Raw genomic sequence first — 17,973 nt, 5'->3', positions numbered from 1 at the left:
GCAATGTGTTTAATTTAATAACTGCATAGAGTACCAGATTTTGAATAATTCCACCAAATTAGCTCAAGCCTTAGATAACCGCTGCTATCAGAGAGAAAAACAGAGCTTAAATAGTACAGATAAGAAAAACAGATAAAATTTGGTTAATACTTGCACTGATCAAAATACTGTATATACTGACAGTTACTGTATAGAAAGACAGGATTGATAATGAGACCTTTAACACCACGACAAGCTGAAATTCTTGAACTAATTAAATGCAATATTGCCGAAACAGGCATGCCTCCAACCCGTGCAGAAATTGCTAAACGTTTAGGTTTTAAAAGCGCCAACGCTGCTGAGGAACACCTAAAGGCTCTAGCTAAAAAGGGCTGTATTGAGATCATTCCTGGTACATCTCGTGGTATTAGGTTAGCTCAAACAGAGGAGCTTGAAGAGCAAGGCTTACCTTTGATAGGCCAAGTTGCAGCTGGGGAGCCTATCCTAGCTCAAGAGCATGTTGAACAGCATTATCAAGTTGATCCAAATATGTTCCATCCAAGTGCCGACTTTCTACTTAGGGTACGTGGCGACAGCATGAAAGATATCGGTATTCTCGAAGGAGATCTTCTGGCTGTCCATAAGGCTGAGCAAGCAAGAAACGGTCAGGTTGTCGTTGCCCGTGTTGAAGATGATGTAACAGTTAAACGCTTCGAGAAAAAAGGCAGTACTGTTTACCTTCATGCAGAAAATGAAGATTACAGTCCTATAGTCGTTGATCTAACTAACCAAAGCCTAAGTATTGAAGGATTGGCTGTCGGTGTTATTCGCAATGGAGATTGGCAATGAACACATTAATCGGCAATGGCCCAAGACATCCTGGACTTTGGATAGATCACCAGACTCATTACTCCAGCCAGCTACAAAGCAGTACTATCTCCTCTGTAGCCAGCTCTACACAAGGGCGTGAAGAGTTAAAACAGGTGAGCTCACAGCTTGCCACATTAAGCCAGCAGGGACAGTGGATAGTGTTAATCAGCCCACCGAATATAGGCTACAAGAAGCTGCTAGCAGAAGCCGGTGTTAGAATGAACCGCGTACTTTTGGTACATGCAAAAGATGAAGTGGAAACCCTCTGGGCAATGGAAAAAGCACTGACAAGTGGCACCTCTAGCGCAGTGCTCTGTTGGACTCAATCGTTAGATGCACGTGATAGCCGCCGTCTTCAAATTGTTGCTAAAAGTGCTAGAGCGTTGGGCGTTGTTATTGAGGATGCAAATTCAAGCTCTCAGGTAAATACCCATAACCCTATTATCGACTCAGCTTTGCAACCAAGTTTATTTTCATCCGTTCACTAATCTCTCCCCCTATCTTCTTAAGCCCCTTTTATGGGGCTTTTTTGCGAATAGCACTTTCAAAAAACATCTGAATATCCAGCATATCTAAAGAGTTTCAAGCTTATATAAAGGGCTTTGAAACCCATACACCATGAGGTTTTTAGTGACTAAAAAGAAAATGACTATCTCTTCATCAATACCTAGGATTGAAAAATTTAACAATATCGAAACCTGCTAAATACCTATATGAAATGGCATTATTAATTTAAAAATAAAGAAAAAGTGATCTTGATCAATATTTCAACACACAGTAAGTTAGAAACATAACAACGATAATTTGTTATATCCAAAGCGATTTAGTCGTCTGCAAAGTAAATCAATTCCCAGTGATATAACTGCATTGTTTACCTAGCGGAAATCGAAACAGATATATTCTGTAGTAGGTACAGATGTGGTTAACTTCAGCAGCAAAAAAGACTGCTACTTTCACAATAATAAGTAAAACCGCTAGCGTACTTTGATGTCATCGTTGCTTTTTTGGGAACTGAAGAGTTTGCATAGAGCAGAGACTTACTGTGTGACTCTTCTTTGTCTTATATTTTGGCAGAGGAGAAGTCTAGTGAAGAAAGCGCTGTATTGTTTTCTGGCGTTGCTGTTTACGCCACCCATGTTGGCATCAGAGATGCCCTTGAATATGACTCAAGGGGTTACGGAGATCAGTGGTCAGGTGTACAACCTGCACATGATCATCCTATATATCTGTTGTGCCATCGGAATCTTGGTCTTTGGTGTGATGATCTATTCCATGATCAATCACAGAAAATCCAAAGGTGCGATTGCGGCTAATTTTCACGAAAGTACAAAGGTTGAGATAGCTTGGACCGTTGTGCCTTTTATCATACTTATTTTAATGGCAATACCCGCCACTAAAACCCTGATCGCAATGGAAGATCCTTCCGATGCCGATATCACAATTAAAGTTACCGGCTCTCAATGGAAATGGCATTACAGCTATTTTGATGAAGATATCGAATTTTACAGCTTACTCTCCACTCCCAGAGAACAGATCGATGGCACAGAGGCAAAAGGAGAGAACTATCTCCTTGAGGTTGATAACCCCTTAGTTCTTCCAATCAACAAGAAAGTGCGTTTTCTTATGACTTCAGAAGATGTCATCCATTCGTGGTGGGTGCCCGCTTTCGCTGTTAAAAAAGATGCCAATCCAGGATTCATTAATGAAGCTTGGACACGTATAGACAAAACAGGAACTTACCGAGGCCAATGTGCTGAGTTATGTGGCAAAGACCATGGCTTTATGCCAATTGTGGTCGAAGCAGTTTCTGAAGCAGATTTCGATACTTGGTTAGTTGAGCAGAAGAGTAAAGCAAGCTCTGCTGCCGCAGAAGCCCAAGCAGCATTGAGTAAAACCTTGAGTATGGATGAACTAATGACTCAAGGAGAACAGGTATACATGGCAAACTGCGCTGCATGTCACCAACCGAACGGTGCGGGTCTTCCTGGGGTGTTTCCCTCTCTTATTGGCAGTCCTCTGATTAAAGGCGCTGTCGCAGGTCATGTTGATATTGTTTTAAATGGTAAGACTGGCACTGCAATGCAAGCCTTCGCTAAGCAGTTAACTGCAACAGAAATTGCGGCTGTGGTTACCTATGAGCGTAATGCTTGGGGCAATGACTCTGGTGATACTGTTCAAGCGGCAGATATCAGCTCCGCGAGCCCAGCTTCCGCAACACCGAGCGAGTCAGAAGCTGCAGTTCCAGTAACCTTACCTGAGATTGAGGAGGCCGCTGCAGAAGTGGTCGAAGAGGTTAAAGCCGTTGTATTAGATGACTTAACCATGGATGAACTCATGGCTATGGGCGAGAAGGTCTATATGACCAACTGCGTTGCTTGTCATCAGGCTGCAGGAACAGGCCTCCCTGGCGCCTTCCCTTCATTAGTAAACAGCCCAGTGATCACAGGCCCAGTAACGGGCCACCTTGATATGGTTATCAAGGGTAAACCCGGAACCGCTATGCAGGCTTTCGGGGCACAATTAACGCCGCAAGAGATTGCAGCCGTGATCACTTATGAACGAAACGCATGGGGTAACAACACAGGCGATATGGTTCAGGCTGCTGATGTTAATCAGCATGGTCAATAGGGGAACGCTATGACTAGTACAACACACGATGCACAAGACAATATAGAGCCAGAACATAATCAAGCAGATCACCATGACGACCATCATGAAGCGATGCCGACTGGGATTAAACGCTGGCTTTTCACTACAAACCACAAAGATATAGGCACGCTCTATCTCTGGTTCAGCTTCATCATGTTCCTCACTGGTGGCGCGATGGCCATGGTTATTCGAGCCGAACTTTTTCAGCCCGGACTCCAGCTTGTTGAGCCAAACTTTTTTAATCAGATGACCACAGTTCATGGTCTTATCATGGTATTCGGGGCCGTAATGCCAGCCTTCACAGGATTAGCTAACTGGCTAATTCCCATGATGATTGGCGCGCCGGATATGGCACTCCCAAGAATGAACAACTGGAGCTTCTGGATCTTACCTTTCGCTTTCGCCATCTTGCTGAGCTCTCTATTTATGGAAGGTGGTGGTCCCAACTTTGGTTGGACCTTCTACGCTCCCCTATCCACAACTTATAGCCCAGACAGCACTGCACTCTTCGTCTTTGCAGTGCATATTATGGGAATTAGCTCCATCATGGGTGCTATTAACGTTGTGGTGACAATCGTCAACATGCGTGCACCTGGTATGACGTGGATGAAGCTTCCTCTGTTTGTGTGGACTTGGCTTATCACAGCTTTCCTATTGATTGCGGTGATGCCAGTTCTTGCAGGTACTGTGACCATGGTATTGACCGATAAATACTTCGGCACTAGCTTCTTCGATGCAGCAGGTGGTGGAGATCCTGTGATGTTCCAGCATATCTTCTGGTTCTTTGGACATCCGGAAGTGTACATCATGATTTTACCCTCTTTCGGTATCATCTCAGCCATTGTGCCAGCCTTCAGTCGAAAACCTCTGTTTGGTTACTCCTCCATGGTTTACGCAACCGCCAGTATCGCAATACTTTCATTCCTAGTATGGGCACACCATATGTTCACAACGGGTATGCCTGTTTTTGCAGAGCTCTTCTTTATGTACTGTACTATGCTGATCGCGGTGCCTACAGGGGTGAAAGTGTTCAACTGGGTCGCAACCATGTGGCGGGGATCAATCTCCTTTGAAACCCCGATGTTGTTTGCTGTCGCCTTTATTATTCTCTTTACCATTGGAGGATTTTCTGGATTGATGTTGGCGATCACCCCTGTTGATTTCCAATACCACGATACCTATTTCGTGGTTGCCCATTTCCACTATGTGTTAGTCACAGGCGCTATATTCTCAATCATGGCAGCCGCCTATTACTGGCTACCTAAGTGGACAGGCAATATGTACGATGAAAAGTGGGGCAAGATCCATTTCTGGACCTCTGTCATCTCGGTCAATGTGCTGTTCTTCCCGATGCATTTCTTAGGCTTAGCAGGTATGCCAAGGCGGATCCCTGATTACGCGGTGCAGTTTGCTGATGTAAACCAGATAGTTTCAATTGGCGGTTTCGCCTTTGGTTTATCTCAACTAATCTTCCTGTATGTGGTCATCAAGTGCATACGCAGCGGTGAAAAAGCTGAGGCAAAACCATGGGATGGCGCCGAAGGTTTAGAGTGGACTCTACCAAGTCCTGCTCCATACCACTCCTTTAGTACGCCGCCGGAGATTAAATAATCATGGAGAAGGCAGAATCGAATAAAAAGCTGATCTCTATGTTGATAGCGGGTGCTATTGGCATGTTCGGCTTCGGTTTTGCCTTAGTTCCTCTCTATGATGTCCTGTGTGAGCAACTAGGAATAAATGGCAAAACCAGTAATACAGCAAGCAGCTATCAAGCTATGACCATAGATAAAAGCCGAACGGTTACCGTTGAATTTATGGCACAGATACAGAGTGATATGCCTTGGGAGTTTACACCTGAGATGAAACGAATGCAGGTTCATCCAGGTGAGTTAATAAGAACTAACTTTAAAGCGATAAACCTCTCAATGGAGGAGACGCTTGGACAGGCAATTCCATCTGTATCCCCAGGTCAAGGAGCGGCTTACTTTAATAAAACAGAGTGCTTTTGCTTTAATCAACAGAGATTAACGGCCAAAGCCAGCGCAGAGTTACCGCTGATATTTTTTGTGGATCCGGATTTACCAGAATCCATATCAACATTGACTCTCTCTTATACCCTCTACAACATCACAGATCGTGGATATGTTGATGCGATAGAGCAAGGAGCAGCAAGATGACAACTAAGCACGAACATTACTATGTCCCAGCCCAAAGCGCCTGGCCCATTATTGGCGCAATAGGCCTATTTCTTATCGCCTTCGGCGCGGGAAGCTATGTACAACAACTCAATACAGAGAGTAGTAGCGGCGGATATATACTACTCGCAGGAATCGCCGTCATCATCTATATGATTTTTGGCTGGTTCAGAACCGTTATCGCCGAGTCTATGAGTGGACTTTATTCCCAACAAATGGATCGTTCATTCAGACAGGGAATGAGCTGGTTTATCTTCTCTGAGGTTATGTTTTTTGCGGCATTTTTTGGCGCTCTGCTCTACGCCAGAATGATTGCAGTACCTTGGTTAGGTGGTGATTCTAATAATGCTATGACCAACGAAGTACTTTGGCCTGGATTTGAAGCGATATGGCCTTTAGTCAAAACTCCTGACGGTACAACGACCCAAGCAATGGGATGGACTGGCTTACCCCTTTACAACACCCTCATACTTCTCACCTCTTCAATCACCTTGCATATGGCCCATGTTAGCCTTGAGAAAGGAAAACGCTCGGCAATTTCAGTCTGGTTAGGAATAACGATTTTACTTGGATTTGCCTTCTTAGGTCTGCAAGTAGAAGAGTATGTTCATGCCTATCAGGAGATGGGATTAACCTTAGATTCTGGCGTCTACGGCAACACCTTCTTCCTGCTAACAGGCTTTCACGGTATGCATGTCACGCTGGGAACTGTATTTTTAATCGTACTCTTTTTCCGGGTTTTAAAAGGACATTTCACACCTGATAAGCACTTCGCATTTCAGGCAGGAAGCTGGTATTGGCACTTCGTTGACGTAGTTTGGTTATGCCTATTTATCTTTGTCTACGTCCTTTAATCGAAACAGACTAGCTGCGCATCTCTATATGAGCACTGCGCGGCAACCCCTTTTTGGGTGTTCAACCAAAACAATTTATCAGAAAAAATAATCAGCGCTCTAGTGAACAACCTTACTCGCTCAATATGGCCTTATATTGGGTGTGATAACGCCCGTTGCCATGGCCAGCAATAACAGCACAACCACCAGCACGGAGAAGATAACTCTACGACCAAGATATTGGCTCATGGGGACTTTACTCTCCCCTTTCACCATTATAAATAGGGCTCGGGCAAGATTAAATAAGATGAAAAGCAGTAGCAGTACTAAAACTAATTTAAACACCAATAGTGTATTCACTCGTAATCCTCGGCTATTTTGGAGAGGCACCAAAGTGCTGGTTATACTTGCTACTGTGAGTCTGTTTTTGCTTCTGGTCAAGCTAGGTTTCTGGCAGTTATCCCGCGCAGAGTTAAAAGAGGAGCTACAATCTCAACTAACCTCTAGGCAAGCCGCGGCTCCGCTCTCATATCGTAAACTGCTTTCGCTTCCTGCGAGCGAGCCACTCACAGGTTACAAACTTAGTACCACTGTCACCCCAGTGGGAAACAAAGTGTTTTTACTCGACAATCAAATCTTTAATGGTCAAGTTGGCTACCTTGCACTGCAAGTTATGCAGGTCAATCCCATCGACCCTTGGTTACTGGTTGAACTCGGATTTGTCCCTGCTGGCAATGACAGAAGAGTGCTCCCTAAGCTGCCGCACATTAATCAATCTCAGACCTTCACGGGGCGCCTTTATCAGAAACAAGCGAACCCTATGAGCTCAGATCTTTTTGCCGAAGAGGGATGGCCTAAAAGAGTTCAGAACTTAAATATTTCACAGATAGAAACCACATTGAACCATCCCGTGGCATTAGCAGTGCTTCAACCAGAGAGCATTAAGGGAATCAACCTGCCCCATCCATGGCAACCGATCCCCCTCTCGGCTCAAAAACACTTAGGTTATGCCCTCCAGTGGTTTTCTATGGCTGTTGCATTTGCACTTCTCGTGTTCTACTTCATCAGAGTCAGGTTAAAAAAGAAATAGTAAAAACAATAAGATGACAATAAGTACAAATGACTATTGCCAACAGAAACAAGACCAAGTAGGTTAGGTATTAGGCAGTTTTTTACTACCAATACAGATAATAAAAGTCGTTTCCTAGCCGTCTCGGGAAACAAAACTAGTGTTACCTCGATAGAGAGATCATCTAATTTTTTAGGAGATCCTGCGAGGTATCTAACGAGAGGAGAGAGTATGAACTCCCCAAAAAAGAGCGGCAAGAAACCACTTCTTATTTTACTACTGGTATTTATCCTACCTGTGGTCGCCGCAAAAATTGTGCTGAGTTTAGATCTGTATCAAGGCGGCGCTACCAATAAGGGAGAGCTGCTTACTACAGGTACCAGTTACTCCTCTCTTGCCATGGAAAACCCTAAACCTAAAGAGTGGCAACTTCTCTACCTACTTCCTGAAATCTGCGAGCAAGTTTGTCAAGATCGTCTCTATATTCTTCAACAAAGCCATGTGGCTTTAGGAAGAGAGCAAGACAGAGTCCATACCCTAATACTAGTTAACGATAAAAGTGATATTTCCGCACTATCAAACAGCCCATTTGAGACAGCTAAAGCAAACAATCAGATGAGTGAGATGCTCAGCCAGCAGCAGATGATCATTGTGGATCCATTAGGTAGTTTAGTGATGCGATATCCTTCGGTATCGGGTCGAGAAGAGCAGGTCCTCCAAGGAAAATCCTTAGTATCAGATCTTAGAAAAATGCTGAAGCTGTCGAGGGTTGGCTAATGCAGATCCCCTCTCTACTAAAAATAACCATCATCTTCACCCTGTGCGTCATATTAATGGGGGCTTATACCCGACTATCTGATGCCGGTCTCGGGTGTCCCGACTGGCCAGGATGTTATGGCATGTTGAAAGTGCCGAGCCAAGCTCATGAACTATCTCAAGTGCAAGCGACTTTTCCTGGCCATGAGGTAGAGCCCAAAAAAGCTTGGTTAGAGATGATACATAGGTATATCGCTGGCGCTCTTGGTTTATTGGTACTACTAATCTTTATTCTTTGTTTGAAAAAAGATGAAGCCCCTAAAAAATTACCAGGATTGATCGCCCTATTGATCGTGTTCCAAGCAGCCCTAGGCATGTGGACAGTCACAATGAAGCTCATGCCTGTCGTGGTGATGTCCCACCTTATTGGAGGATTTAGCTTAATAGCCTTACTGCTGCTACTGTATTTGCGAACTAAACCATTGAGGATCCCCGGAGGAGACGCCATTGCTCGTAAACTTGCTCCTCTCGCATTAATTTGCTTAGGCGTATTAATTTTACAGATCATTATTGGAGGCTGGACCTCCTCAAACTATGCGGCCCTTGCTTGCACAACCTTACCTATTTGTGAAGGTGACTGGTATAACAACCTGAAACTCGCTCAAGCTTTTAACCCTTTTCAGGGAGAGCATGATACCTATGAGTTTGGCGTATTAGATTATGCTTCGAGGATGACAATACATGTTGTTCACCGATTTTGGGCAGTAGTCACCGCTGCGATGCTATTTTGGTTAGCTTTTAAGTTATATCAACAATCTCAATCTTCACTACTGAAGCGTTCCGCTTTACTGCTGGTTTTACTCGTGTGCTTACAGGTTGCGTTAGGAATAAGCAATGTCGTGCTTCACCTGCCTTTAGGTGTTGCAGTTTCCCATAATGCCGGCGCAGCTTTACTACTACTTAACTTAGTCTTTATTAATTACGCACTGTGGCGAAAAGCATAAAACATTCGCAATGACAAAGGCCAATACAGATATTTGATTAACAGAATTGATTACGCACTATAACTAAACAAAACGGCGTAACGCCAATGCAGAGGATTAGCCATGGCAAAACCACTTTCTATCTCGTCAAGTGACACCCAGAGTCAGCCACTCCAATGGCGCGCCTATTATGAGATGACAAAGCCTAAAGTTGTCGCCTTAATGCTACTAACTGTTCTAGTGGGAATGTGTCTGGCACTACCCGGGGCTGTGCCATTACAGCCGCTGATCTTTGGACTTCTAGGTATCGGCATGATGGCTGGCGCAGCAGCCGCCTTTAACCATTTAATCGATCGACGCATCGATGGATTGATGGCTCGCACCTATAACAGACCTCTACCTAAGGGACGTGTTTCGATAACGAAAGCGTTAACCTTCTCTATCTCTCTTGCTGTACTAGGCTTTGTTTTACTCTACACCTTGGTCAATGAGTTAACCGCTTGGTTAACCTTCGCCAGCTTACTCGGTTATGCTGTTGTCTACACCGCTTACCTCAAACGAGCCACGCCGCAGAATATTGTTGTAGGGGGGTTAGCGGGAGCTATGCCACCATTATTAGGCTGGACATCGGTGACTGGAGAGTTTCACGGCAACGCCCTGTTACTGGTCATCATTATTTTTGCTTGGACCCCGCCCCACTTTTGGGCATTAGCTATCCATAGAAAGGCTGAATACGCCAAAGTGGATATCCCCATGCTACCAGTCACTCATGGTACAGAATTTACCAAAACCTGTATCTTGCTTTACACCATACTGCTTGCAATCGCATGCCTTCTCCCAGTTTTGGTTGGCATGTGTGGCCCATTATATCTGGTAGGTTCGACACTTTTGAGTTGCGGCTTTATCTATAAATCCTGGGAACTAAAATTTGATGATAAACCTGGTTTGGCGATGCAAGTTTTCCGCTTCTCCATCTATCACTTAATGTTGTTATTTATCGTGCTTTTAGTCGACCACTACCTTTGGGTTTAAGCCTTATCAATAGCAGAACAGGATCGGTTTATGAGTAAGCGGTTAACAGTTGTCATTTCAACGATATTCGGTCTAGCTCTTTTAGGGCTAGGCGTTGCCGCTGCTATCCAGTTTAAATCTCATCGCGCTGAACCTGAGCTCGCAACTAGCTTTATCTTCCCAACAGCAAAAAAGTTAGCGCCTTTTTCTCTGAAAGATCAACATGGAAACCTATTTTCAAACTCACAACTTGCCGATAAATGGAGTCTATTTTTCATTGGTTATACTTCGTGCCCAGACGTATGCCCTACAACCATGGGGAAACTCAGTGCGGCTTACCCTGAGCTATTAAAAGATATCGATCTGCAAATTATCTTTCTCTCTGTTGATCCTCAACGAGACACGCAAGAGAAACTGCTCGCTTATATGGATTTTTTTAACCCCGAATTCACAGCAATTACTGGTGAGCATGCCCAGCTTTTTCCGCTAACTCGCGATTTAGGCTTTGTTTACGCTATGGTTGGAGAGGGAGAGAATTATCAAGTAGATCATAGTGCCTCTATGGCGCTAATCTCACCAGAGGGAAGAAAAGTAGCCATCATAAAACCTAAATCTTCGACACCTGGAACACTGCCACAAATTTTAACTAAAAACTTAATCTCAGATATAGGAAAAATCGTTAGCACACAGCAATAAAATACCAGCTAAATACAATCACTTAAAGCCACAAAACGTCTCTCTACCAAGCCACTATCCTCTCCCCTATACATATCTCTTAACTAAATGTATTCGAAAAAATTTATTCCAAAAGAGGAAATACTCCTATTTGCCTACTATCTTTTGATCTTGCAGGGATGGACAAAAGTAATCCAAAGGAAAAATTAAATGTCGGATCAAACTATTAAATTGGATTCAGAGATAACGATTCGAAATATTCAGCCTGTGTTTACTCAACTTTGTGAGTTATTTACACAAGCAGAAATACTTCATATCGATGCAAGTCAATTATCTAGAGTGGACACAGCAGGTGCACAGCTGCTTCACCTTTTTTCCAAAACATGTGATGCCCGTTCTCTGAAGGTAGATTGGCTAGGTTGCCAAGATGACCTTTTAGAAAGCTTAGGAGAACTAGGGATCTCACTCCCGCACCTAAAAGTGGATACGCTTGAGGAGGATACCTAATGAAAAAAATACTTGCCGTCGATGATTCGGCTTCAATGCGTCAAATGGTTGGATTTACATTAAAAACAGCTGGATTTGATGTGACAGAGGCTTGTGATGGGGATGAAGCCCTCAAAGCTGCTCAAGGAGGAGAATTTGACCTCGTTATCTCCGACGTCAACATGCCTGTAATGGATGGATTAACCTTAATCCGTAACTTACGAACACTTCCAGCTTACAAGTTCACCCCCTTATTAATGTTAACGACAGAATCTGGAGTTGATAAGAAACATGAAGGGCGCTCTGCAGGGGCAACAGGCTGGATAGTAAAACCGTTTAACCCAGATCAACTTCTTGCAACAGTACGAAAAGTACTAGGTTAATCACAATATATGGACCTAACGGTGGCAACTAAATATGGAAATAGATCTTAGTCAATTTAGTCAGGTATTTTTTGAAGAGAGCTTAGAGGGACTAGCAAGCATGGAGTCTGAACTCCTAAAACTTGAAGTCAATGAGCCTGATGATGAATCTATCAACACCATCTTTAGAGCCGCCCATTCTATTAAAGGCGGTAGTGCTACGTTTGGCTTCACTCAAGTTGCTGATTACACCCATCTACTTGAGACACTTCTCGATGAAATAAGAGATGGTCGCCGTCAGATGACGACAGATCACCAAGATATGTTACTTCTATCGGTCGATCTATTACGTAACATGATAGATGCATTAATGCGCAAAGTTGATTTTGCAGACCCTTTATTAGCACAACTAGAAACCAGATTTACAGCAGCCCTCGCACAAAACTCATCAGAGTCAGAAGAGGAGCAGAGCGTAACAGAATCAAGTAGTGGGGAGAGCAGTCCCCAAAACACCACTTGGATTATTGACTTTCAACCTGGTATAGACATTCTTCGATGCGGTAACGACCCAAGTTTAATGTTTAATGAGCTAAGACTTCTAGGTGAACTAGAGGTGACTTTAGTCGACTCCACACTTCCCGACTTCTCCGATATGGATCCTGAAGCCTGTTATCTCAATTGGCAGCTTGCCTTAGTGACAGATAAACCTTTAGAGCAGATAAAAGAGGTGTTTGAATGGGTCGAAGATGAATGCACGATTAACTACCACCAAGAAACAGACGCACCAGTTAAAGAGCAAGCAGAAGAAGCAGGAACTCCCGCTAACACAGAGGCATCTCCTAGCACAGAGGTTATCGCTAAACCTAAGGCTGTTACACCAGCAAAGACACCTGAAGGTGGCTCTATACGTGTCAGTATCGAAAAAATAGACCTTCTTATCAATATGGTAGGAGAGCTAGTCATAACCCAGGCAATGCTTGGCCAAATAGGTCAACAAGATACGATAGATGAAGAGTCCCTACTTTCAATGAAACAGGGACTAGAACAACTCGCCTCACATACCCGAGATCTGCAAGAGAGTGTGATGCAGATACGTATGCTCCCCATCAGCTTTGCCTTTAACCGCTTTCCTAGACTCGTTCGTGATATAGGTCAACAACTAGGAAAACAGGTTGAGCTCATTCTCAAAGGGGAAGATACCGAGTTAGATAAGACTGTGATGGAAAAGATAGTCGACCCTATGGTTCACCTTGTCAGAAACTCTTTAGATCACGGTCTTGAGACCCCTGAAGTTAGGGTAAGTAAAGGTAAGCCGGAGCAAGGAAGCATCACTCTCAATGCATTTCATCAAGGCGGCAACATCATCATAGAGATCATTGATGATGGAGCAGGGCTCGACACCCAGCTTATTCATAAAAAAGCGATCGATAAAGGCTTAGTAACTGAAGATGAAGAGTTAAGTGAAGATGCCATTCATCAACTTATCTTTAAAGCTGGCTTTTCAACTGCAGAGGCAGTTTCTGATCTCTCCGGACGTGGTGTCGGCATGGATGTTGTTCGACGAAACATTCATGAACTCAATGGCACAATTGAACTTAAATCCACTAAAGATAAAGGCAGTCGCTTCACCATACGCCTACCACTGACCTTGGCTATACTTGATGGACAACTAGTAAGAGTTGGACAGCACACCTACGTCGTTCCTTTAGTCTCAATTCATGAATCTTTGCAAGTTGAAGAGCAGAGAATTAATCGTATCAGCGAAAATCACGAACTGGTCAGGCTCAGAGAAGAGTACCTTCCGGTCGTTAAGGTGTTTCAAGAGTTTGGACATGACGCTGATTTTCAGGAGATTAGAGACGGCTTAGTCATGGTTGTAGACTCTAATAACGAAAAAATAGGCCTACTTGTTGATGAGCTTCTCTCGCAACAACAGGTTGTCATCAAAAGCCTAGAAGACAACTACAGCAAAGTACCGGGAGTTTCCGGTGCAACAATTCTAGGTGATGGAACTGTGGCTCTTATTATCGATATCTCTGGATTAGTAACCTTAGCCGGAATTGCCAATATGAAAGAACATGCAGCTTAAACTGGAATGGATATTTACAACGTATAAAAGGATTGACGGAGCTTGATATGACACAGATAACCCAGCAAGAACAAGCCATTGCAGATGATATCAGCCAGCAATACCTAACATTCATCATGGCGAGTGAAGAGTATGGGGTAGATATTCTTTCAGTTCAGGAGATCAGAGGTTGGGAAGCAACAACCATCATCCCTAATTCTCCTAGCCATGTTAAAGGGGTTATCAACCTTAGAGGAACCATAGTTCCCATCATAGATCTGAGGCAAAGGTTCGGCATTGAAACCTTAGAGTATGGTGCAACCACAGTGGTCATCGTAGTCAAAGTTGCTATCGCTAGTGATCACAAGGTCATCGGCATTGTTGTCGATGCCGTATCAGATGTTTTTAGCGTCAACCATGGTGATGTTCGCAACGCCCCAGACTTTGGTGACGAAACAGATCTAGGCTTTATAAAAGGGTTAACCAACACAGAAGATAAGATGGTGATCCTCTTAGATATTAACAAGCTACTCGGCAGTGAGATCCTGCCAGAGGCATCTCAACTTTCTAACCTAATTCATAATATCGATGCTCAGCAGCCACAAGCAGTCAATGAATAAACAGATATAACGAGGATAAACGAATGGAAGCAAACTACGCCAACATATCAAACACTAGAGCCTTGCCGATAGCAGGTTTGCTGGTCAGTGCTATTGCCTTAGCCTTATCCTTAACAGGACAAGCAACAAGTTGGATAGCAACGGCTCAGGTCCTCGCTATCTTATTGATTGCTGCTGGCCTACTTAAGCTAACTCAATGGCAAAAGCACACAGATCAAGCGCTTAATGAAGTTAGCAACGCTTTACTCAATAATGAACCTCCGCACTTTTCCGACATAGATCTGCCTAGCTGGGGGCTCCTGACCAACAGGATTGAGGAGTTGCATCATAAGCGACAACAAGATGAAACCACCATCAAGGCACTGGATGTTTGTCAGGCCAATGTCATGATGGCTGATGCCGACTTTAACATTTCCTATATGAATGATTCAGTTACCGAAATGCTTAGCCAAAATGAAAAAGCCCTTCAAAGCAGTCTTTCTAATTTCGATACTAAGAATCTCATCGGCAAAAGTATTGATATGTTTCACAGTAACCCAGCCCATCAAAGAAGAGTCCTTGAAAGCCTTAATGGTAGCCACGAAGCAAACATTGAAGTAGCAGGATTAAAGTTTAATCTCATCGCCAGTCCAATTTTTGTAAACGGAAAACGAACAGGTACTGTGGTTGAATGGATAGATATGACAGAGAAACTTGCCAAAGAGGCTGAAGAGAAAAGAACTTCAGCAGAAACTGGCCGCGTAAAACAAGCGCTGGATGTGTGTAAGGCCAATGTCATGATGGCTGATGCAGATTACAATATTGTCTACTTCAACGAATCACTTAAAGAGATGCTATCTGAAAATGAACGCACTCTGCAGGAGAGCCTAAGTAAATTCGATATGTCTACACTAATGGGCTCCAATATCGATATCTTCCATAAAAACCCAGCCCATCAACGAGGTATGTTAGACAGACTTACCAGTACCTATGAGACTGATATTAAAGTATCAGGCCTCACCTTCAGTCTGATCGCAACGCCAGTCTTCGATAATGGAGAACGAACAGGTACCGTCGTCGAATGGCAAGATATTACCGCAAAACTCGCTAAAGAAGCCGAAGAACAACAGCAAGCTGCAGAAACAGGCCGTGTTAAACAAGCACTGGATGTGTGTAAAGCCAACGTGATGATGGCTGATGCAGATTACAATATTGTCTACTTTAACGACTCCCTCAAAGAGATGTTGAGTGAAAATGAGCGTACCTTGCAAGAGAGCCTTAATCAATTCGACATGTCCACCTTAATGGGTTCCAATATCGATATTTTCCACAAAAACCCAGCTCATCAACGAGGTATGTTAGATAGACTTACCAGCACCTATGAGACTGATATTAAAGTATCAGGCCTCACCTTCAGTCTCATTGCAACGCCAGTCTTCGATAATGGAGAACGAACAGGTACCGTCGTCGAATGGCAAGATATTACCGCAAAACTCGCTAAAGAAGCGGAAGATAAACAGGCCGCAGCTGAGACAGGACGCGTTAAACAAGCATTGGATGTATGCCAAGCAAACGTGATGATGGCAAATGCAGATTATGAGATCATCTACTTTAATGATTCTCTTAAAGCTATGCTCTCTGAGAATGAACGTAAGTTACAAGAAACTCTCACCCGATTCGATATGACAACCTTAATGGGCGCCAATATCGATATATTCCATCAAAAACCAAGCCACCAGCGCAATCTTCTAGACAAACTAACCAGTACTTATGAAACCAGTATCAAAGTATCAGGCTTAACCTTTAACTTAATCGCGACACCAGTATTTAATAATGGCGAGCGCACTGGAACCGTAGTGGAGTGGTTAGATGTGACTGCTAAGCTGGCTAAAGAAGCCGAAGAGCAGAAACTGGCAGCTGAAAATGCACGAATTAAACAAGCTCTCGATAACGTATCAGCCAATACCATGGTGGCTGACGCAGATCTAAATATTATCTATATGAACAATGCAGTGTCCAATATGTTTAGAGCAGCACAATCAGACATTGTCAAAGATCTGCCTAACTTCGACGCTAATAATCTCATCGGGGTTAATATAGACGGCTTCCATAAAAACCCAAGCCATCAACGTAACCTCTTGGGTAATCTAAACAGCACCTATTCAAGCCAGCTCCACGTTGGTGGTCGAACCTTCAAAGTTGTTGCTAATCCAATAAAAGACACCAACGGTGACAAGATAGGGACAGTCGTTGAGTGGACCGACCGTACAGCAGAGGTGGCAATAGAACATGAGATAGACACAATAATTTCAGCGGCTGCGGCTGGTGACTTAAGCCACAGAGTATCTACCGATGGGAAAGAGGGCTTCTTCCTCAATCTGTCCAATGGACTAAACCGTTTAGTTGGTATTGCAGATAGCGTTATCTCCGATGTGGTCAATATGTTTGACGGGCTTGCTAAAGGCGATTTAACCCGCCAAATAAATGGAGATTACGATGGTCAGTTCCGCAAATTACAAACTGATGCAAACGCGACAGCATCGAGGCTAACAGAAGTAATTGGGGGCATTAACGAGTCAGCCAATACGGTGACATCTGGTGCAGAAGAGATAGCTCAAGGTAACTCAGACCTTAGTCAACGAACCGAAGAGCAAGCAGCCTCTCTCGAAGAGACAGCATCAAGTATGGAAGAGATGACAGCCACTGTAACTCAAAGTGCCCAAAATGCGACACTGGCGAATGAGTTAGCTCAGGAAGCAAATACTAAAGCCGATCATGGCGGTAAGGTGGTAGAGCAAGCCGTCACAGCCATGGAAGCCATCAATGATTCCAGTAAGCGTATCTCTGATATCATTGGTGTTATTGACGAAATCGCATTCCAAACTAACTTATTAGCACTAAACGCAGCAGTTGAGGCCGCAAGAGCAGGTGAGCAGGGACGAGGTTTTGCCGTCGTTGCCGGAGAGGTTCGAAACCTAGCACAACGAAGTGCAGGAGCCGCGAAGGAGATTAAAGAGCTGATACGCGACAGCGTAGGTAAGGTAACAGATGGTACTCAGCTGGTGAATCAATCAGGAGAAACACTACAAGACATAGTGCAAGCCGTCACAAAAGTGGCTGATATGATAAGCCAAATTAGTATTGCATCAGACCAGCAGTCCTCAGGGATCCAGGAAGTTAATAAAGCGATCTCTCAGATGGATGAGATGACTCAACAAAATGCAGCATTGGTTGAAGAGGTCTCTGCTGCAGGGGACGCCATGGCAGAGCAGGCTCGTAATATGAAGAATCAGCTCAGCTTCTTTCAAGCTAAAGAGCAAACTAGCTCAGGTCTCACTTCAGCACCACTGGCATTAGTTTCCGGCGACTCCCATGGAAATCTCAATATTAGTGATGAAGAGTGGAATGAATTTTAGGAGAAGCAATTGGAAATCATAG

The 17,973-nt window shown here is 43.9% G+C and carries 17 protein-coding genes; 16 read left to right on the top strand and 1 reads right to left on the bottom strand.

Going from position 1 to position 17,973, the window contains the following annotated elements; translation table 11 throughout:
• Positions 1 to 210: 210 nt before the first annotated feature.
• The 6 genes from lexA to SWOO_RS00900 all read left to right on the top strand — a co-directional run bounded on the left by lexA (position 211) and on the right by SWOO_RS00900 (position 6,547).
• The gene (gene lexA / locus SWOO_RS00925; RefSeq protein WP_012322830.1) at positions 211 to 828 is read left to right on the top strand and encodes a transcriptional repressor LexA; all 618 of its coding nucleotides are present in this window, start codon (positions 211 to 213) and stop codon (positions 826 to 828) included.
• The gene (locus SWOO_RS00920) at positions 825 to 1,337 is read left to right on the top strand and encodes a cell division inhibitor SulA (RefSeq protein WP_012322829.1); all 513 of its coding nucleotides are present in this window, start codon (positions 825 to 827) and stop codon (positions 1,335 to 1,337) included. The genes lexA and SWOO_RS00920 overlap by 4 nt, the downstream gene beginning before the upstream one ends.
• A gap of 598 nt (positions 1,338 to 1,935) precedes the next feature.
• Positions 1,936 to 3,477, top strand: a complete 1,542-nt coding sequence (gene coxB / locus SWOO_RS00915; protein ID WP_012322828.1) for a cytochrome c oxidase subunit II — start codon at positions 1,936 to 1,938, stop codon at positions 3,475 to 3,477.
• Between the two features lie 9 nt (positions 3,478 to 3,486).
• Positions 3,487 to 5,109 (top strand): cytochrome c oxidase subunit I, encoded by a 1,623-nt coding sequence (gene ctaD / locus SWOO_RS00910; protein WP_012322827.1) that lies wholly within the window; start codon positions 3,487 to 3,489, stop codon positions 5,107 to 5,109.
• Positions 5,110 to 5,111: 2 nt separating this feature from the next.
• Positions 5,112 to 5,675: a cytochrome c oxidase assembly protein gene (locus SWOO_RS00905; RefSeq protein WP_012322826.1), complete on the top strand. Its 564-nt coding sequence runs from the start codon at positions 5,112 to 5,114 to the stop codon at positions 5,673 to 5,675.
• Entirely contained in the window at positions 5,672 to 6,547 is an 876-nt protein-coding gene (locus tag SWOO_RS00900; protein ID WP_012322825.1) for a cytochrome c oxidase subunit 3, read from the top strand. The genes SWOO_RS00905 and SWOO_RS00900 overlap by 4 nt, the downstream gene beginning before the upstream one ends.
• Positions 6,548 to 6,667: 120 nt before the next feature.
• Here SWOO_RS00900 and SWOO_RS25725 read toward each other — a convergent pair whose 3' ends face one another.
• The gene (locus SWOO_RS25725) at positions 6,668 to 6,886 is read right to left on the bottom strand and encodes a DUF2909 family protein (RefSeq protein ID WP_012322824.1); all 219 of its coding nucleotides are present in this window, start codon (positions 6,884 to 6,886) and stop codon (positions 6,668 to 6,670) included.
• A 34-nt stretch (positions 6,887 to 6,920) separates the two neighbouring features.
• Here SWOO_RS25725 and SWOO_RS00895 point away from each other — a divergent pair, with 34 nt between their 5' ends.
• The 10 genes from SWOO_RS00895 (at position 6,921) to SWOO_RS25360 (ending at position 17,951) form a co-directional block, all read left to right on the top strand.
• A complete protein-coding gene (locus tag SWOO_RS00895) occupies positions 6,921 to 7,616 on the top strand; it encodes an SURF1 family protein (protein ID WP_012322823.1) in 696 nt (231 codons plus the stop codon).
• A gap of 210 nt (positions 7,617 to 7,826) precedes the next feature.
• Complete coding sequence (locus tag SWOO_RS00890; protein ID WP_012322822.1) at positions 7,827 to 8,372, top strand: hypothetical protein; 546 nt, start codon at positions 7,827 to 7,829, stop codon at positions 8,370 to 8,372.
• Complete coding sequence (locus tag SWOO_RS00885; RefSeq protein ID WP_012322821.1) at positions 8,372 to 9,355, top strand: COX15/CtaA family protein; 984 nt, start codon at positions 8,372 to 8,374, stop codon at positions 9,353 to 9,355. The genes SWOO_RS00890 and SWOO_RS00885 overlap by 1 nt, the downstream gene beginning before the upstream one ends.
• A gap of 102 nt (positions 9,356 to 9,457) precedes the next feature.
• A complete protein-coding gene (cyoE, locus tag SWOO_RS00880) occupies positions 9,458 to 10,366 on the top strand; it encodes a heme o synthase (protein WP_012322820.1) in 909 nt (302 codons plus the stop codon).
• Positions 10,367 to 10,396: 30 nt separating this feature from the next.
• Positions 10,397 to 11,041: an SCO family protein gene (locus SWOO_RS00875; RefSeq protein WP_012322819.1), complete on the top strand. Its 645-nt coding sequence runs from the start codon at positions 10,397 to 10,399 to the stop codon at positions 11,039 to 11,041.
• A 189-nt stretch (positions 11,042 to 11,230) separates the two neighbouring features.
• On the top strand, positions 11,231 to 11,527 hold the full coding sequence (locus SWOO_RS00870) for an STAS domain-containing protein (RefSeq protein WP_012322818.1): 297 nt from the start codon (positions 11,231 to 11,233) through the stop codon (positions 11,525 to 11,527).
• Positions 11,527 to 11,889, top strand: a complete 363-nt coding sequence (locus tag SWOO_RS00865; protein ID WP_012322817.1) for a response regulator — start codon at positions 11,527 to 11,529, stop codon at positions 11,887 to 11,889. Before SWOO_RS00870 ends, SWOO_RS00865 begins: the two co-directional genes overlap by 1 nt.
• Positions 11,890 to 11,923: 34 nt before the next feature.
• A complete protein-coding gene (locus tag SWOO_RS00860) occupies positions 11,924 to 13,957 on the top strand; it encodes a chemotaxis protein CheA (protein WP_012322816.1) in 2,034 nt (677 codons plus the stop codon).
• A 47-nt stretch (positions 13,958 to 14,004) separates the two neighbouring features.
• Positions 14,005 to 14,556, top strand: coding sequence for a chemotaxis protein CheW (locus SWOO_RS00855; RefSeq protein WP_012322815.1), 552 nt, complete (start codon positions 14,005 to 14,007; stop codon positions 14,554 to 14,556).
• A 23-nt stretch (positions 14,557 to 14,579) separates the two neighbouring features.
• Positions 14,580 to 17,951 carry a methyl-accepting chemotaxis protein gene (locus SWOO_RS25360; protein ID WP_012322814.1) on the top strand — a complete coding sequence of 1,124 codons (3,372 nt, stop codon included), beginning with the start codon at positions 14,580 to 14,582 and terminating at the stop codon, positions 17,949 to 17,951.
• The last annotated feature ends 22 nt before the right edge of the window (positions 17,952 to 17,973 follow it).

The organism is Shewanella woodyi ATCC 51908 (assembly GCF_000019525.1).
GTDB lineage: Bacteria > Pseudomonadota > Gammaproteobacteria > Enterobacterales > Shewanellaceae > Shewanella > Shewanella woodyi.
The sequence above is the reverse complement of the archived record's forward strand: the minus strand, read 5'-3'. Positions and strand labels throughout refer to the sequence as shown.

Coding starts and splice junctions, on each gene's coding strand:
- SWOO_RS00855 (WP_012322815.1), top strand. CDS start 14,005: ATGACACAGATAACCCAGCAAGAACAAGCCATTGCAGATGATATCAGC.
- SWOO_RS00870 (WP_012322818.1), top strand. CDS start 11,231: ATGTCGGATCAAACTATTAAATTGGATTCAGAGATAACGATTCGAAAT.
- SWOO_RS00920 (WP_012322829.1), top strand. CDS start 825: ATGAACACATTAATCGGCAATGGCCCAAGACATCCTGGACTTTGGATA.
- SWOO_RS00865 (WP_012322817.1), top strand. CDS start 11,527: ATGAAAAAAATACTTGCCGTCGATGATTCGGCTTCAATGCGTCAAATG.
- SWOO_RS00905 (WP_012322826.1), top strand. CDS start 5,112: ATGGAGAAGGCAGAATCGAATAAAAAGCTGATCTCTATGTTGATAGCG.
- SWOO_RS00885 (WP_012322821.1), top strand. CDS start 8,372: ATGCAGATCCCCTCTCTACTAAAAATAACCATCATCTTCACCCTGTGC.
- SWOO_RS00900 (WP_012322825.1), top strand. CDS start 5,672: ATGACAACTAAGCACGAACATTACTATGTCCCAGCCCAAAGCGCCTGG.
- SWOO_RS00860 (WP_012322816.1), top strand. CDS start 11,924: ATGGAAATAGATCTTAGTCAATTTAGTCAGGTATTTTTTGAAGAGAGC.
- SWOO_RS00890 (WP_012322822.1), top strand. CDS start 7,827: ATGAACTCCCCAAAAAAGAGCGGCAAGAAACCACTTCTTATTTTACTA.
- lexA (WP_012322830.1), top strand. CDS start 211: ATGAGACCTTTAACACCACGACAAGCTGAAATTCTTGAACTAATTAAA.
- cyoE (WP_012322820.1), top strand. CDS start 9,458: ATGGCAAAACCACTTTCTATCTCGTCAAGTGACACCCAGAGTCAGCCA.
- ctaD (WP_012322827.1), top strand. CDS start 3,487: ATGACTAGTACAACACACGATGCACAAGACAATATAGAGCCAGAACAT.
- SWOO_RS25360 (WP_012322814.1), top strand. CDS start 14,580: ATGGAAGCAAACTACGCCAACATATCAAACACTAGAGCCTTGCCGATA.
- SWOO_RS00875 (WP_012322819.1), top strand. CDS start 10,397: ATGAGTAAGCGGTTAACAGTTGTCATTTCAACGATATTCGGTCTAGCT.